The sequence below is a fragment of the bacterium genome (genome assembly GCA_035380285.1).
Classification (GTDB): domain Bacteria; phylum Auribacterota; class Erginobacteria; order Erginobacterales; family DAOSXE01; genus DAOSXE01.
This window is the reverse complement of the sequence record DAOSXE010000008.1, coordinates 76,574-92,489: the sequence shown is the minus strand read 5'-3', so window position 1 is coordinate 92,489 and position 15,916 is coordinate 76,574. Positions and strand designations below refer to the sequence as shown.

The window sequence follows — 15,916 nt, the reverse complement described above, 5'->3', positions numbered from 1 at the left end:
CCTCGGAACATGAATACCCTGGTCTGCACCATCTGCTGCCGGGACAAGGACGCGGCGCCGGGGCTGCTGCCGGCCCGGAAGCGTTACCGTTCGCGCCGGATCGCCGAAGTCGGGCGCCTGGCCCGCGAGGCCGGGCTGCCCCTGGCCATCCTTTCCGGTAAATACGGTCTGATCGACGCCGATGCGCCCATTCCTTATTACGACACCCTGCTGCGACCGGAAGGGGTGCCCGCGATCGCGGACGCGAACGAGCTCTACCTGCGCCGGAGCGGGTGCCGGCGCCTGCTCTTTCTGGTCAACCCTCCCGACCTCGACCCCCACGTCGTTTCCTACCTGAGCAGCCTGGAGATCGCCGCGGACCGAACCGAAACCGTTCTGGAAACCGTTTTCATCCCCCCCTACCCGGACCGTCTGGAGTAAGGGCCGGCCGCGGCGGCGGACACCCGCGCCGGTTTTCCCTTCCGCCGGCGGACGTTGACAAAAACCCGCACGGGGCTTATATTTATAAAAGACGCAGTCCCTTATGAAACATGCTGTTATGACAAGATTTGTCGGCGGGAAGTGAACGCGGACCCCGCCAAGCGGAGGAGGAAACGATTCGTCGGCGCCCTGGCGGGGATGGCGGCGATCGCGGCGGCGGGAACCGGCCGGGCGGCGGCGCAGGATCCCTACGGCCTGCCCCGGACCGGGCAGGCCGCCAGTTACCATTACGCCGCTCCTTACGACCTGGGAGACGACGGCTACCTGAGAATCGGATACCCCCGGGAGGGCGTGCGCTTCGTCGACAACGGCGACGGCACCGTCAGCGACCTCGGAACCGGCCTGATCTGGCAGAAAGACGACAGCGGCTACCGGCCGGTCGACGGTCTGGAAGGCATGGTCTCCTGGGACGACGCCTTCGCCTACGTCAGCGGTCTCAACAGCCGGGAGTTCGGATCGAGAACGGATTGGCGGCTGCCCAACATCAAGGAACTGCTCTCTATCGTCAACGAGGGGACCTGGCTGCCGGCGGCGTATAGTATCTTCTCCTGGATGCACGAATCCCCCTACTGGTCGAGCACCCACCATCCTTTCGCCTCGACCGGGTACGCCCCTTATTACATCAATATGGGGGAAGGCCACGCCAACGCCGGCTCCACGGAGACCGCCTACGTCAAGGCCGTCGCTTCCCTCCCCTACTCCGAAAGCGTCCGAGGGTTCCCCAAGACCGGCCAGGTCGACAGCATCCGGACCGGAGACGACGGGGACCTGGAGAAAGGATACCCCCTGACGGCCCCGGCTTACCTCGATTACGCCGAGTACGTCGAACAGGCGGCGACCGGCCTCTGCTGGCAGAAAACCGACAGCCGGACCCGGGCGTTCGGCTCGCTCGAGGGCGAACTGACCTGGGAGGAAGCCTTCGACTACGTACGGGCCATGAACGAATCCGGCTACGCCGGTTTCGGCGACTGGCGCCTGCCCAACTACTTCGAACTCTATTCGCTCTTGGAATTCCGGGACCGCTACCCGGAAGCACTGATCGACGAATCCTTCGACCCGGCCGTGCCCGCTCTCTACTGGACCGGCACCTCCCGCTACGGGGTTCCCGACGAGGCCTTCGGCGTCAGGTTTCTCGACGGCTGGTCGGGACAAGTCAGGTATTCGGACCGGTGCCTGGTCCGGGGCGTCAGGGGAGGGCCCTACCGTTCCCCCACCCCGGCCCCTTCCTGCCCCACCCCCACTCCCGATCCCGGGACCCTCACCGGTCTTCCCCGGAGCGGGCAGCTCGATTCCTACCACCCCGCGGGCCCCTACGACTTCGGCGACGACGGGGCGGTCCGGGCCGGGTATCCCCTGCAGGGAGAGCGCTTCGGCACCGCCGGGAGCACGGTCGCGGACCTCGCCGCCGGCCTGATGTGGCAGACCGGGGACAGCGGGTCCCAGGCGGCGGGGACCTACCAGGGTCTCCTGACCTGGGAGGAGGCCTTCGCCTACGTGGCCGAGTTGAACCGGAATTCGTTCGCCGCCTTTACCGACTGGAGAATGCCCAACAGCAAGGAGCTGGCCGCCATCGTCGATTTCGGCGCCTACGACCCCGCTTCTTTCTCCGTCTTCAGCTCCATTCCCGTCGGCGCTTTCTTCTGGTCGTCCACCACCTACGCCGACGTCGTCAGCGGGCTGCGGGGCTACGGCCTCGACTTCCGGGAAGGACTCCTGCAGACCGTGAACCTGGAAAGCTCCCCGGAACCGACGGGCTACGTCAAGGCGGTCCGGACGCTGCCCCGGGAGGAGACGGCGGCGGGGTTCCCGCGCTCCGGCCAGACCAACCCGATCCACAACCCCGTCGGCTTCGACCTCGGCGACGACGGCGCCGTGCAGGCGGGCTACCCCCGCTGGGGCCAGCGGTTCATCGCGAACGCCAACGGCACCGTCTCCGACCGGGCCACGGCCCTGATCTGGCAGGGGGAGGATTCCTCCAAGCTCGAGGTGGCGGGGCTCAAGGACAGCCTCACCTGGGAAGACGCGTTTCTCTACATCGAACGGCTTAACCGCAACCACTACGGCGGCTACAGCACCTGGCGCCTCCCCAACCAGCAGGAGCTGTTGAGCCTGATCGACTACGGCCAGTTCTACCCGGCCATCCCCCCCCTGCTCCGCTCCCGTGTCGGCACCGGCGCCCATTGGAGCGGCACTTCCCGCTTCTGCATCCCCTCCTATAAGTGGTACATCGACTTCACCCAGGGCGCCGGGGGTTTCCGCGAGAGCGAGGGCGCCTCCGCCCAGACGGCCTACGTCATCGCGGTCACCGGCGGACCCGGGCTCGACCCGGGCCCGACGCAGGCGACCCCGACGGCAACGCCCTACGGCTATACCACTCCCCCGGTAGTCACCCCCACCCCCATCCCGCCCCCTCCCACTCCCGTCATTGTTTTTAACCTTTATTACGGAGTGCCGGCGACCGGCCAGACCGAGGCCTTTCACGAGCGCGACGACGGCTATTATGAAATCGGCTACCCTCTCCACCCCCCCCGTTGGGAGGACCTGGGCACGGGGGTGGTGGCGGACTGGGCGACGGGCCTGATGTGGCAGCAGGGAGAGAGCAACAGCCAGCCCGCCGGCGGCCGTTCGGGGATCATGTCCTGGGAAGACGCGTTCGCCTACGTCGCTTCCCTCAACCGAGACTCGTTCGGCGGTTTCAGCGATTGGCGGATCCCGAATGCCCTGGAGCTGCTCTCCACCCGGGACCTGGGGCTCGATGCCAGCCAGGATCCGAACCACTACCTTTTTACCGGCACCACCCACGATCCCTACTGGACTTCGACCTGCTCCGCCAACTTCGCTTCGGGAACGGCCGTGTACCAGATGTCGTACGGTTTCGGCCAATCCTTCGCGGAACTGCTCGACAACGACCGGGAAGCGGCGGTGCGGGCGTGCCGCAGCTTTTTCACGGGCGACGACGCCGAGGGGTTCCCCGCCACCGGCCAGACCCTGGTCATCCACCCCCCGGGGCCGTTCGACCTCGGGGACGACGGAGCTGCCGGTGCCGGCTACCCCCGCTCGGGCGAGCGCTTCGTCCGAGAGGGCACGTACACCGTCCGCGACCGGGCCACCGGCCTGACCTGGCTGGACGCTTCCAGCCCCAACATACGTTCCTGGACCCAAGCGTTCGATTTCGTCGACGGCCTCAACTCCCTCGACGTGGGCGGCTACAACGACTGGAGACTGCCCAACCACGACGAACTGGTCAGCCTCGTCGACTTCGGGCGTTTTTATCCCGTGATCGATCCCATCTTCGCCGGAGGGACTCAAAAAGCCTGGTACTGGTCGAGTTCGACGGTCAAGACGCTCACCTCCAACGCCTGGGCGGTCGACTTTTCGGTGGGAGTCGCCGACGTCAAACCGAAGGACACGCTTCATTTCGTCCGGGCCGTGCGCGGCTACCCCCGGCCGGGTTACCGCCCCACCCCTCCCTCGCTGCCCGCCGTGGCCGGCGACTACACCGGAGACGGGACCGCCGACGCGGCTCTCTACCGCCCTTCCGCCGGGGCCTGGATGTTCCGGAACGGAAACCGTTATTACCTGGGGGAAAACGGGGACCGCCCGGTGCCGCAGGCTTACACCGGATACGGGAGGTGGCAGTCGGCGGTTTTCCGGCCGACCCTCGGGAAGTGGATCGTCAGGGAAGGAGACGGCGCCTACTTCGGGGCGGCGGCCGACGAGCCCGTCCCGGCCGACTACGACGGGGACGGAAGGGCCGCTATCGCCGTCTTCCGCCCGGGCCAGGGGAAATGGATGGTGCGAAACTCCACCCGGGCGTTCTGGGGCGGGGACGGCGATCTTCCGGTCAGCGCCGACTACGACGGGGACGGGACCGTCGACATCGCCGTGTACCGTCCCGCGGCCGGAAAATGGATGGTCCGGGGCGGCGTCTCCGCCTATTTCGGGGGAGGAGAAGACATCCCGGTTCCCGGCGACTACGACGGCGACGGTACCCGGGAAATGGCCGTCTTCCGCCCTTCAACCGGAAAATGGCTGGCGCGGACGGGGCGGAGCTGGTTTTTCGGGTCCGAAACCGACCTGCCCCTGGCGTCCGACTTCGACGGGGACGGGTCCGACGACGCCGCCGTCTTCAGATCGGGGACGGGAAAGTGGATGGTGCGCGGGTATTCCGGCTGGTTTTTCGGGTCCGAGGGAGATATCCAGGTGACCGCCCCCTATTGAAGCGGCAACCCCCGGGAAGACTCCCGGCCGAAACCCGTCAATCCCGATAACCGAATTCGGTCAGGCTGCGGGCGTCGCCGCGCCATTTGGGGCGCACCTTCACTCTCAGGTCGAGGAAGATCGGCATTCCCACCAGGGCTTCGATCCGGCCGCGGGCCTGAGTCCCGATCTTTTTGAGCATGGACGCGCCCTTCCCCACCACGATCCCTTTCTGCGACTCCCGCTCCACGAAGATAGTGGCGCCGACCACCAGGCGCCTGGGTTCCTCGCGGACATATTCGATCTTCACCGCGCTGGCGTACGGGATCTCCTGGCGGGTGTTGAGAAATACTTTTTCCCGGATGAACTCCCGCATCAGGTCTTTTTCCGGCTGGTCCGAAAGCATGTCCCCGGGAAAGAGTTCCTCGCCGGGAGGGAGGCATTCGAACGTCAGCGGCAGGAGACGGTCGCAGTTTTCCCCGGTCAGGGCCGAAAGCGGGACGATCTCCCGGAAACGGCCGGCGCGGCCGTAGACTTCGAGCCGGGGCAGGAGCGAGGGCTTGGGGACCAGGTCGGCCTTGTTCAGAACCAAAAACGCCGGGAGCCCCCGGGGCAGCAGCCGGGCGACTTTCGCCAAAGCGCTTTCGGGGTCGGAGCGGCAATCCTCCAGCCAATACACCAGATCGGCTTCCCCCAGGGCCCGCCGCGCCGATGAGACCATCCGGCGCCCGAGCCCGTCGGCGGGGCGGTGGAGGCCGGGAGTGTCTATGAACACGATCTGCCCGCGTTCGTCGGAGAGGATTCCCCGGACCGTGTTCCAGGTGGTCTGGGGCCGCGGAGAAACAATGGCCAGATCCGTTCCCACCAAGCGGTTCAGCAGGGTGGATTTTCCGACGTTGGGGAGCCCGACCAGGCAGACGAACCCGCTCTTCTTCCCGGTGCCGGTCACGAGCGCGGGGGGAGAACGAACTCGGCCAGGGCAACCAGGATCTCGTCCACCAGGAGGTTGCCCAGAGAACGGGGGTTGCGCCACTGGAGCTCGGGCTGAAGCAGCAGGTCCCCGACGGTGCGGATCTTCTTCCTCTCCAGGATATCGATCAGGTGGGGGGAGATGCGCAGGGCGCGGATGGAGGTCCTTCTCAACTTGCGGTCGCAGAGCACTCTCTCCACCCCCTTTCCCACGAAGTTGATCCCGAAGATATAGATGTACTGTTTCCCGTTCCAGTACGCCTTCAACTCGTCCTGAAGCTTGTTCCTGACCTGCTGGTCCAGGCATTTCTGGGAGAGGTCCTTGCTCTGCACCACCGCCACCAGATCGGCGAGGGTTTCGATCCCGTGCGCCGCCATCCACTTGCGGGGCCGGACCCCCGCCAGCAGAACCGCGGCCGGAAGCGTGCCCAGGTCCAAAAGAGGGCTGGGGGAACGGAGGAACCCGGCCGCGCCCTTGGCCATGAAGGGAAATTCGGTCTGTTCCGGGGAATGTTTCTTGTCGGGAGACATCGACTTACCTTGGCGGGAACCGCGTTTGATACTATTATAGCTGCCGGTGTACCGCCCGGAACAAAAATTTATCGTTCTTCGCCGCCCGTGATCTGGATTCAATTCATCATCAGCGCCGTCATCGTGATCGCCGGGGGGAGGCAGCTGGTCGGCTACGCCGAACTGATCTCCGACAAGCACCGGCTGACCCGGCTCTGGCTGGGCTTTATTCTGCTGGCCGGGGTGACCTCGATCCCCGAGCTGGGAACCGCGATCGGCGCGGTCACCATCGTCAAGGCCCCGCGTCTGGCCCTGGGCGACGTCCTCGGCAGCAACGCCTTCAACATCTTCATCGTCCCCCTGATCGCCCTGGCGGCCGGGGGGCTCAACATCCTCAACGGACAGAACTGGAAGTCGTGCCGGAACCTGATCTTCTTCGGGTGCGTGATGACGTTGACGGCGGCGGGGGGGATCGCTCTGGCCCGCGCCGGCCACACCTTCACCCTGGGCCCGGTGGGGCTGTTCGCGGCCGTCCTGCTGGTCTTGTACCTGGCGGCATCGATCTCCCTCTATCGGGGCGAACACGCCGGACAGGAAGAACCGCTGCCCCCCGGAAGGGACTTCCCCCCGGCGATCTACCTCAAGCTGGGGGGGGCGGTCCTGGCGGTGGTGGGAGCCGGTTTCTGGCTGTCCTACAGCGGGAACCGCATCGCCGAAATCACCGGATGGGGAACCACCTTCGTGGGGGCCCTGCTCCTGGCCCTGGTCACCTCGTTGCCCGAAGTCGCCGTCAGCCTGACCGCGGCCAAGCGGGGCCACTCCGAAATGGCTTTGGGCAATATTCTCGGCAGCAACATCTTCAACCTCGCCATCCTCTTCTGGACCGATCTCGCCTACGGCCGACGGTCGCTCCTGGCCCAGGGAGGTAACGCCGACCTGGCCGCGGCGGCCCTGGGGTTGCTGCTCACCCTGGCGACGGGCGCCGGGATTTTCCTGGGGAGATCCCGTCCCCCGAAATCCTCGCCCTGGATCCCCCTGCTCATCGCCGCGCTCTACCTGGGGGGTATGTACTGTATCTTCGCGTATTCCTCCCGCTGAGGCCGACCAACCGCCGGCGGGAGCGAGACGCTAACTTTATTTCCCGCTCCATCGGTGGTATATTTCCCGTACCCGATAAACGGAAGCCCGAATACCCGTCGACGGCCGGGCATACTCAGGCCTTCAGCCGAAAGGAGACGAGCATGGGTTTTTTCTATTGTTTTGCCTGTTCCAAATTCTTCGAGAGCGACGACAGCACCTGCCTGCGGTGCGGGCGCGGAGCGGCGGAAGCGCGCCGCGAACTGGTCAAATCCGGGCCGCAGGCCGACATCTACCGGATCATCGTGGGGGACCGGGCGGTAGGCAACCACCGGGTCAATAAGAAAGCCTGACCGCGACGCGCGCGGTTCGGGCGGCAGAAGTAACGGGAAAAGAACAGCCCCGGCGGTACGGTCAGGTCTCGGTAACCCTCACGGTCCCGCCGACCATGCGGGCGGGGCGTTTCATGATCCGGTCCATTTTTTCCCAGAAAGCTTTCTCCAGGTCGAAATCGAGGGAGACGGCGTTGCCCAGCAGCAGGATGAGCAGGTCGGCGTGCTCCTCGATCAGCTCTTCCCGGGGCTTGCCTTTGGTCAGGCACTGACAGATCTCGCCCAGCTCCTCCATCATCAGATTCATCCGGTGGAGCATCTCTTCCCCGCCCCGCTCCTTCAGGTCGTGGCGGCGGTGAAACTCCCTGACCGCCTCGACCATCTCCCCCAGCCCGGGGCTTCGGGAGCTGTCAGTGGGAATAGACATAATCGACGATGGCGTCGATGTGGCTGTAGTAGGAGGGGAGTACGAACCCTTCGTTCTCCCAAGCGACATCCTGTTTGATCCTGGCTTTGGCGGCGGCGGCGCTGTACCGGAGCTCGCGCAGTGTGGTGGCTTTATCCTTGACCCCGTACATATGCATCTTTTCGAAGTCGCTGCGGTACTCGTAGTGCTGTTTGCCCGGATGTTTGACCATTGCCGGCCTCCTTGGGTTGTTTGACTTGACGCCGTTTTGAGGGCATAATTATATAGATTGGCGCGCCGGGCAGGCAAGGCGATAGATCGATGATAGACCATACGTCGAAAAATTCGATGCTTCTGGGGTTGGGCCTGGACGGGACCGACAAGCACCTGAGGATCACTCGGGGTAAAAATTTCAGGCTCTTCGGCGGTTCCGAGGATACCCATTCCCTGATGCAGGAAAAGGCGATCAAGTTCAACGAACACCTGGACAAGCGAGGAAAGGGCCTTAACGACATTTCCCGCACCGAGTTCGAGGAAATCGCCCACAAGGTCGGCATCAACCTGCCCCCCTCTCCTTCCTGACCGACCGCGCCGTGGAACTCAAACAGCACATAACCCTCTCCGCGGCGGCGGCGGCCGTGACGGCATTCTTCACCCGGAGCCTGGCCGCGGGTCTGGCCTGCTTCCTGGCCGGGGTGCTGATCGACCTGGACCATGTGACGGAATACGTCGCCACCTTCGGCCCCCGCATCAAAATCCACGCCTTTTTCGAGGCCGCCCACTACCATATCTATCGGCGCTACTACCTCCCCCTGCATTCCTGGGAGCTGGCGGCGGGGACCTGGCTCCTCTGGATATTCGTTCTCCCCGTCGACTGGCTGCTGGGCGCCGCGGTGGGGGTCACCCTCCACCTATTCGCCGACCAGCTCTGGAACCCGGCCCGGGGAGCCACCTATTTTTTGATCTGGCGGGCGCTGCATGGATTCCGCTCCGAAATCGTCTTCCCGCCGGAGAAGGTCATCCTCGCCTACCCCTACCTCATCGACCGTTACCGTTGAGCGTCTTTTCGGACAAATGTCCGAAAATGCGCTCAACGACGGAGTTGACGCTCGCTCACGCCGAGAAACGCGGCCAGATGGCCCGGCGCATAACCCCGGGCGCGCAGGGCGCCGACCAGCCGCCGACGAGTCCCCGCCTGGCTGACGCTCTTGAACCCTCCCGAGGAATGCACGCAGCGCAGCAATTCCAGCAACCCCTCGTCGTCGCCGGCGCCGGAGAGGCCGGCGGCGGGCACACTTCCGGTTAAGCGTAGTTTCCCCCGGGCCCTCCAATCCCAGAGCAGCAGCGCGAATTTCTGGTCCTCGCCCGATTCCGCTTCCTCCCCCCGGGCCGCGCTCAAAAGGTCCCGGTACGCCTGGGCGCACTGGAACGGCGATTCTCCCAACATCTGCAGAATGAAGAACTTATCGACCAGAGCGGTCCCGGCCAGCGGCCGGACGAAATACCGGCACGACGACCAGGGGTAATCTTCAGGATCCGCGACCATGCCCGCGCGGACGGGGTTGAGATGGATATAGATGGACTGGCTGAGCAGGCGGCTGGTATCGCAACACGCCACCTGGTGGTAGGTGTCGTAAAAAAGGTGGCCCTGGCGGGAGTATTTCCGGTTGAACTTCCGGGAGTAGCGGAAAAACAATTCTTTCAAGGACCGGGGGAGATTGTCCTCCTCCTGCTGAAGCAGCAGATGCACGTGGTTGGTCATCAAGCAGTACGACAGGAGCTTGAACCGAAATTTCCGGGCGGCCTCCCCCAACAATTCGAGGAAGACCAGGCGGTCGGCGGCGGTTTTGAACAAACACTCGTCTCCCACGGCGTGCTGGGTGATGTGGGAAACCAAGAAGGGAGCGCTGACTTTTCTGTTGCGGCGCAGAACGCCCCGCAATCCTCGGCTTCGGTAGACAACGGGGCGCCCGGGAGCGTGAGATCCTTTGACGACATTCATGAAACACCTCCTGCTACTATATTGGTCGTAGAAGGAGACGTTTTATTCCCGTCTTTGAGCGTTTTTTCGGACAAATGTCCGAAAAAACGCTCAACAACAATCAGAGGAGGATGAGGGAAGCGACGGTGAAGTAGGCGACGATGCCGAGAATATCGATGGAGGTGGTGACGAAAGGACCGGTGGCGATGGCGGGATCGACGTTCAAACGCCGCAACAGCATGGGAATGAACGTTCCCATGGTCGCGGCTAGGCACATGGAGCAGAAAATGGCCGTTCCCACCGTGAACCCGAGATTGATCCCGTACGCCCGGTAATGAAGGACGGTGGCGAAGACCCCGAGCAGGACGCCGTAGGTCATCCCCAGGATCACCCCGATCCGCATTTCCCGGAACACCGTTCGCCCCAAGGCGTTGACGTCGATATACCCCATGGCCAGGCCGCGGACGACCACCGTCGCGCTCTGGGTGCCGATATTCCCGCCCATGCCCAGGACGATGGGAAGAAACGCGGCCAGGGCGGCCACCCGGGCGATCGACTCTTCGAAGACGCCGATGATCAGGGACGCGCCCAAGCCTCCCATCCAACTGGCGAACAGCCAGGGAGCGCGGATACGGGCGATCCGGAAGACCGATTCGGAGACGATCTCCTTCTGATCGGTCCCGGCCATCTTGTACATATCCTCGGTGGCCTCCTCCTGGATCACTCTCAGAACCTTGTCGAGGGTGATCGACCCCACCAGTTTCCCTTCCTCGTCCACCACGGGGAGCGCGTAGATCACGTGCCGGGTCGCCACCCGCGCCACTTCCTCCTGGTCCATATCGGTTCTCACCGAAACCACGAAGGGGCGGATCATCTCCCCCAGACGGGTGGAGCCGGAAGCGGTCAGAAGTTTGCGCATGGGCACCACTCCCAAGAGCTTTCCGGAGCCGTCGACCACGTAGCAATGAAAAATCTCGCCCTGCGACTCGTGCTCCCTCATCCGGGCCACGGCCTGGTCCACGGTCATCTCCCGGTCGAAGGGAACGACGTCGGGCGACATCCGCGCCCCGGCGGAGTCGGGAGGGAAGCTCAGCAACCTGCGCACCAGCTTTTCCTGACGGGGGACAAGCAGAGGCAGAACCCGACCCCGCCGCCGCGGCGGGAGCAACCGCAGAAAATCCGCGGCCCGGTCGGGAGCGGCGGAGGAACAGATCCGGCCCAGACGCTCATCGTCCAGGCGTTGAACGATTTCAGCCCGCGACGACCGATCCGCCTTCCAAAGGACCTCTCCCGCTTCCGCCGGGGCCAGGGCCGCCACCGTCTCCGTTTTCCGGGCCTCGTCGAGGCCGCTCAAGGATTCGGCCAGCGCCGCCGGAGAAGTCCGAGGCGGTCTCCCCCCGGATTCTTCCAGGCGGATATCCCTGATGGCCTCCTCCAGCGAATGCCGATCCTGATCCATGGTTCCTCCCGGGCCTAAAGTGACGGGGCACGGACTTATTGTATAAAGCGCGCGGAGGTCTTGTCAAAACAGACGGGAACCACGCACTGTGCGGGAGTAGACGGTTTTCGAGTAGGGTGGCCCGGAAAACTGTGGTAGAACGTGAAGGCCGATTCAACGACACGAGCGCAACGAGATGAAAAAAAACCTCATGGTTCTGGCCGGAGCCGTCGTCTTCGCGCTGCTGCTGCTCGAGGTCACGGTCCGGGTTCTGGGCCTGGCGCCCGACACCGCCGAGATCTCCTCCAGCGGGATCGTTTTTTCCACCAACCCGAAGCTGCGCTACACCCTCAAGCCCGGCGGGGTCAGCTACTACCGGAAGACGGCGATCGAGATCAACCCGGCCGGCTACCGCGGACGGGTCCGCGGGCCGGACGCCCGGCCCCCGCGGACGCTCCGGGTCATCTGCATCGGCGACTCAGTCACCATGGGGGTTTTTCTCGAAGACGACGAAACGTACTGCAGCCAGCTCGAAGAACTGCTCAACCGGGAAAACGTCCGCGGGCGCAGTTGGGAAGTCCTCAATTTCGGGGTGTTGGGCTACAACACCATCAACGAGGTGGAACTGCTCAAGGAAAAGGGGCTGGCCTACCACCCCGACGTGGTGATCCTGCAGTACTGCTTCAACGACCACCGGAATAAATCGGAGTTGGATATGCGCTTCCGGGGCGCCCTGGTCAGGAACCATCGGCTGGTCTATATGCTCACCCAGCCCCTGGCGCGGATCCTGGCCAAGAGCAAGCTGTTTCTCTTCTGCGCCGTCCGGCTCAAGGCCCTCGACCCGGACGAAGAGGACGTCCGCAAGTCGATGGAGGAATACTACTACGAGGGGGATTTCGTGTCCCAGGGGCTGGCCGAATTCAAAAAACTCGCCGACCGCTTCGGCTTCGAGCCCCTGGTGCTGATTTTTCCCAAGTTCGAGGGCAAGGAACGCTTTTCCGAGTACGAAAAAAACTACCGCGTGGTGACCGTGCCCTGCGAGGAGAACCGCCTTCCCTTCATCAACCTCCTGGACCGGCTGAAGGCGGATTATCCCGATCTGACCCCCTACCCCGCCTTCCATTACGACTCCGCCCACCCCACCGCCTTCGGGAACGGAGCCGTGGCCCGGATCGTCGCCGATTACCTGCGGACCCACCCGGGCGGTCCGCCCTCAAACGTGCTTGCCCCCCCCGCTTCCCCTTAGGCAAGATACCGCGAGCACTCCCACCAGCAAAAGGGCGCCGGCGACGGTGAGCGCGGCCCCGAGCGCGAAGGAAGCGGGGCGGTAGGAAAAATACACGTCATGGGCGCCGGGAGGGAGAAAGACCGCCCGCATCAGATAATTCGCGCGATAGACGGGCGTTTCCCGACCGTCGACCCGGGCGGACCAGCCCCGCGCCCAGGAGTCGTTGACCAGAAGAATTCCGTTTCCGCTCATCTCCACCCGGACCCGGAGCCGGTTGGGGGTTTCCTCGACCCCGAGAACTTTTCCGGCCGGAACGGGACCGGCCGCGAACCAGGCGGGAGGAGGGTCTTCCAGCAGAATTTCCCGGCGCGGGTCGTAGCCCGGGGAGGCCAGCCGGTTCAGGAGGGAGCGCCCGTCGGGGACGAACGCGCAAGCGGAGGAGACGATGCAGCGGTCCCACGCGGCCCCTTCCCAGACGGCTTTATCGCCCCCCCGGGCGACCCGCCGGAAACCGGGATAGGGCACGTCCATATCACCGGGCGTCACGTAAAAGCGAAGCCCCGCCAAGGCGAAGAGCGGAGATGACCGGGTCACATCCACCACCAGGTCGAAACGTTCGGGGTCGCCGAATTCTCCGGCGGCCAGGTAGCGCAACGTCCGCAGCGGAGCATCGGCCTGGGATCCGGTCAGGCAGGCCGCGTCCCCCAGCATCCCCCGGTTATAGTCGGAGGGGTCGAAGCTGATGTACCGCCCCTCCCGGCCCCGGTCCCGAAAAAAGCCCTCAAGCCCCCTCTCCCAACCGCAGCGGCGGGAATCGAAATCGGTGACGAAACCCGCCGCCCAGCTGAGAAGTTCCAGCAGAACCAGGCCCACGGCCGCCGGACGCGCCCACCATCCACGCAGCCCCAGGAGGATGCCGAATCCGGCCAAAACCAGCGCCGCTCGGAGAAAATCCGTTCGGGCCAGGCTCCAGGCCGGCCCCAGGAACATGGGGTGGGCGGCCAGCACCCCCACGTACTCCGTCCACCGCTCCGGCGGAGTCTCCCTCGCCAGTTCCCGCCACCAGACCGGGAACCCGGGGGGCATGAATTCGTTATGCCGGCCGCGGCCCAGTTCTTCCCTGACCAGGTTTTTCCACGGCCGCGGGGGCGAGGAAACCGAGGCCAGCGCGGGGAGAAGCGCCAGGGCGATCAGGGACAACCCCGCCGCCCGGCGGAGCCGGGTAAGATCCCGGCCCAACGCCTCGATGCCGACCGCGGCCGCGGCGGAGAGGAAAAAGACCGCCATGAACAGCGCCTTGGCGCTGCCCCGGACCAGGTCGAAGCCGGGCACATGATCGTACAGGAGCTTGAGCAGGGGGGTATAGCCCCCCAAGGAAAGGAGCAAAGCCAGCAGCGCCAGCACCAGGAACAGCACGGCCGGCCGACGCCGGGGGCCGCACAACCCCAACCCGACGAACCCCAGCGTCGAGATTCCGCAAAACGCGCACATCTCCCAATACAGGTTCCGCCCCCAGTACATCGCGCCGACGCCGTCGCCGAGAAACCCGGGGAAGAGGAGCGTAACCAGGTTGATGGGGGGAAGCGAGAAAGCGGCCGCCCAGTCGTAACCGAGCCCGGCGCGGAAGGAATCCCGGGACAGTTCCAGGGCCGGAATCCACTGGACGGCCCCCAGGGCCGCGCCCAGGCCGGCCGCGAAAACCAGTTTCCCCACCCGCCCCGCGGCCCCGGCGCCCCCGAGAACGGCCAGCCGGGCCAGCAGGTACAACCCGAGCCAGAGGCCGCCGTAGAACACGTACTGCCAGTGCCCGGCAAAGATCGCCATGCCCAAGGCGCCGCCCAGCAGAACCGGGGCGGCGGGACCGCGCGTCCCCAGTACCAGTTCGGCCAGAAAGAACCAGAGCGGGATCCAGGCCATGGTACAGATGTTGGAAAGATGCCCGGCGTACAGGTGCAGCACCAGGGGGGCGCTGAAGGTCAGGATCGACGCCGCGCCCAAGGCCGCCGGCGGACCCAGCCGGAGGCGCCGGAGAAACAGGTATTGGAAGATCCCGGCGGCGAAGAGATGCCCCACCAGGGAGATGTTGATCCCGACCGAGACCGGGACCAGCAGAAAGATCAGGTTGGGGGGGTAAAAAATCGAGGTCTCGGGGTAGGCGGCGAAGGGGACCCCGCAGAGAACGGCCGGGTTCCAGAGGGGGAGAACCCCTTTCCGCAACAACCCGAATCCGAACGATCTCCAATAGTAGTAAAGACGGGAAACATCCCCGTCCACGCTGGAAAGCAAGCGGACGGAGGAGAAGAAAACGTCCCCGTAAAGAAGGAGCAAGGCCCCTCCCAAGAGAAGCGCCGCCCCCAGGAGTTCCCTCCGGCCCACGACCGTTCTAGGCTCCACCGGACCCGCTCCCGGCCAACAGCCGCTCCACCTCCGCCAGCGTGGGCAGCGATTTTCTTCCCCCCACCTCCCGGCAGACCAGGGCTCCGACCGCGGCGGCGAACTCCATGCACTCGGGCAGGTCCCAACCTCGAACCACTCCGTAGGCGAAACCGGCATGGTAGGCGTCCCCGGCGGCGGTGGTGTCGACGGCGTCGACCGGGAAGGCACGCTGGCGGCGGACCGAAGCTCCGTCGGTCCCCACGCTGCCTTCTTCGCCCAGGGTGACGACCGCCGCTCTCCGGCAACCGCGGCGCATCAGCTCCCGCAACGCCGCCTCGGGCCGGTCCAGCCCCAGCAGCGCCAGCGAATCGCGGGAGCCGATGACGTAATCGCTGGCAGCGATCATCCCCCCCACTCCTTCGGCCGTGTGCTCCAGGTCGTAGACGACGGGGACACCCGCGGCGCGCGCACCGGGCGCCGTCCGGAGACCGAGCCCGGTCCCGAACGGATCGACCATGAGGCAGCCGGCGCCGGCCAGCAGGTCGAGCGGGCAAGGCAAGGCGTCGAGGAGGTGGGGGGCCGAATCCGAATAGACGATGGTTCGGGACCGGCGGCGGGTATTGATCACGATCTGGGCAACCGGGGTCCTGATTCCGGGGGCCACGCGCACCCGGGAGACATCCACGCCGGCGGCGGCCAGACCATCCAGAACCAGAACACCTTCGGGGTCGTCCCCCACCACTCCGACAAAAGCGGCGGCGAGCCCCAACCGGGAAAGAGCCGCCATGGCCGTCGACGACTGTCCTCCGCCTTCAACCGCATGCCGGAGCGCGCGCACCTTCGAATTCTCCGCCGGGAAACCGTCCACCAGCGCCAGATAATCGAGACAGCAACGCCCTATCCCCACCGCGTCGAACAT

At 65.2% G+C, this 15,916-nt stretch carries 15 protein-coding genes; 7 read left to right on the top strand and 8 right to left on the bottom strand.

The window, feature by feature from the left end:
• The first annotated feature begins 9 nt into the window (after positions 1 to 9).
• Positions 10 to 420: a hypothetical protein gene (locus PLZ73_04540; GenBank protein ID HOO77138.1), complete on the top strand. Its 411-nt coding sequence runs from the start codon at positions 10 to 12 to the stop codon at positions 418 to 420.
• 141 nt (positions 421 to 561) lie between these two features.
• On the top strand, positions 562 to 4,701 hold the full coding sequence (locus tag PLZ73_04535) for a DUF1566 domain-containing protein (protein ID HOO77137.1): 4,140 nt from the start codon (positions 562 to 564) through the stop codon (positions 4,699 to 4,701).
• A gap of 37 nt (positions 4,702 to 4,738) precedes the next feature.
• Here PLZ73_04535 and era read toward each other — a convergent pair whose 3' ends face one another.
• Together era and PLZ73_04525 are read right to left on the bottom strand one after the other, a co-directional pair.
• A complete protein-coding gene (gene era / locus PLZ73_04530; protein ID HOO77136.1) occupies positions 4,739 to 5,629 on the bottom strand; it encodes a GTPase Era in 891 nt (296 codons plus the stop codon).
• Positions 5,626 to 6,180 carry a hypothetical protein gene (locus PLZ73_04525; GenBank protein ID HOO77135.1) on the bottom strand — a complete coding sequence of 185 codons (555 nt, stop codon included), beginning with the start codon at positions 6,178 to 6,180 and terminating at the stop codon, positions 5,626 to 5,628. The genes era and PLZ73_04525 overlap by 4 nt, the downstream gene beginning before the upstream one ends.
• Positions 6,181 to 6,267: 87 nt before the next feature.
• Here PLZ73_04525 and PLZ73_04520 point away from each other — a divergent pair, with 87 nt between their 5' ends.
• Positions 6,268 to 7,257: a hypothetical protein gene (locus PLZ73_04520; protein ID HOO77134.1), complete on the top strand. Its 990-nt coding sequence runs from the start codon at positions 6,268 to 6,270 to the stop codon at positions 7,255 to 7,257.
• A gap of 143 nt (positions 7,258 to 7,400) precedes the next feature.
• Entirely contained in the window at positions 7,401 to 7,589 is a 189-nt protein-coding gene (locus PLZ73_04515; GenBank protein HOO77133.1) for a hypothetical protein, read from the top strand.
• 61 nt (positions 7,590 to 7,650) lie between these two features.
• Here PLZ73_04515 and PLZ73_04510 read toward each other — a convergent pair whose 3' ends face one another.
• Both PLZ73_04510 and PLZ73_04505 read right to left on the bottom strand, forming a co-directional pair.
• Positions 7,651 to 7,995, bottom strand: coding sequence for a nucleoside triphosphate pyrophosphohydrolase family protein (locus tag PLZ73_04510; protein HOO77132.1), 345 nt, complete (start codon positions 7,993 to 7,995; stop codon positions 7,651 to 7,653).
• Positions 7,979 to 8,206, bottom strand: coding sequence for a hypothetical protein (locus PLZ73_04505; protein ID HOO77131.1), 228 nt, complete (start codon positions 8,204 to 8,206; stop codon positions 7,979 to 7,981). The genes PLZ73_04510 and PLZ73_04505 overlap by 17 nt, the downstream gene beginning before the upstream one ends.
• An 89-nt stretch (positions 8,207 to 8,295) precedes the next feature.
• Between PLZ73_04505 and PLZ73_04500 the strand changes: the two genes are divergently transcribed.
• Complete coding sequence (locus PLZ73_04500; GenBank protein HOO77130.1) at positions 8,296 to 8,556, top strand: hypothetical protein; 261 nt, start codon at positions 8,296 to 8,298, stop codon at positions 8,554 to 8,556.
• An 11-nt stretch (positions 8,557 to 8,567) separates the two neighbouring features.
• Positions 8,568 to 9,032: a hypothetical protein gene (locus tag PLZ73_04495; protein HOO77129.1), complete on the top strand. Its 465-nt coding sequence runs from the start codon at positions 8,568 to 8,570 to the stop codon at positions 9,030 to 9,032.
• A gap of 32 nt (positions 9,033 to 9,064) precedes the next feature.
• On the opposite strand, the gene PLZ73_04490 is transcribed toward PLZ73_04495, so the two are convergent.
• Both PLZ73_04490 and mgtE read right to left on the bottom strand, forming a co-directional pair.
• Positions 9,065 to 9,976 (bottom strand): transposase, encoded by a 912-nt coding sequence (locus tag PLZ73_04490; protein ID HOO77128.1) that lies wholly within the window; start codon positions 9,974 to 9,976, stop codon positions 9,065 to 9,067.
• Between the two features lie 100 nt (positions 9,977 to 10,076).
• On the bottom strand, positions 10,077 to 11,414 hold the full coding sequence (gene mgtE, locus PLZ73_04485) for a magnesium transporter (protein HOO77127.1): 1,338 nt from the start codon (positions 11,412 to 11,414) through the stop codon (positions 10,077 to 10,079).
• A gap of 175 nt (positions 11,415 to 11,589) precedes the next feature.
• Between mgtE and PLZ73_04480 the strand changes: the two genes are divergently transcribed.
• Positions 11,590 to 12,639: a GDSL-type esterase/lipase family protein gene (locus tag PLZ73_04480; protein ID HOO77126.1), complete on the top strand. Its 1,050-nt coding sequence runs from the start codon at positions 11,590 to 11,592 to the stop codon at positions 12,637 to 12,639.
• Here PLZ73_04480 and PLZ73_04475 read toward each other — a convergent pair.
• Both PLZ73_04475 and PLZ73_04470 read right to left on the bottom strand, forming a co-directional pair.
• Positions 12,607 to 15,015, bottom strand: a complete 2,409-nt coding sequence (locus tag PLZ73_04475) for a YfhO family protein (protein ID HOO77125.1) — start codon at positions 15,013 to 15,015, stop codon at positions 12,607 to 12,609. The two genes, PLZ73_04480 and PLZ73_04475, sit on opposite strands and share 33 nt — an antisense overlap.
• Positions 15,005 to 15,916 carry a PfkB family carbohydrate kinase gene (locus tag PLZ73_04470; protein HOO77124.1) on the bottom strand — a complete coding sequence of 304 codons (912 nt, stop codon included), beginning with the start codon at positions 15,914 to 15,916 and terminating at the stop codon, positions 15,005 to 15,007. The genes PLZ73_04475 and PLZ73_04470 overlap by 11 nt, the downstream gene beginning before the upstream one ends.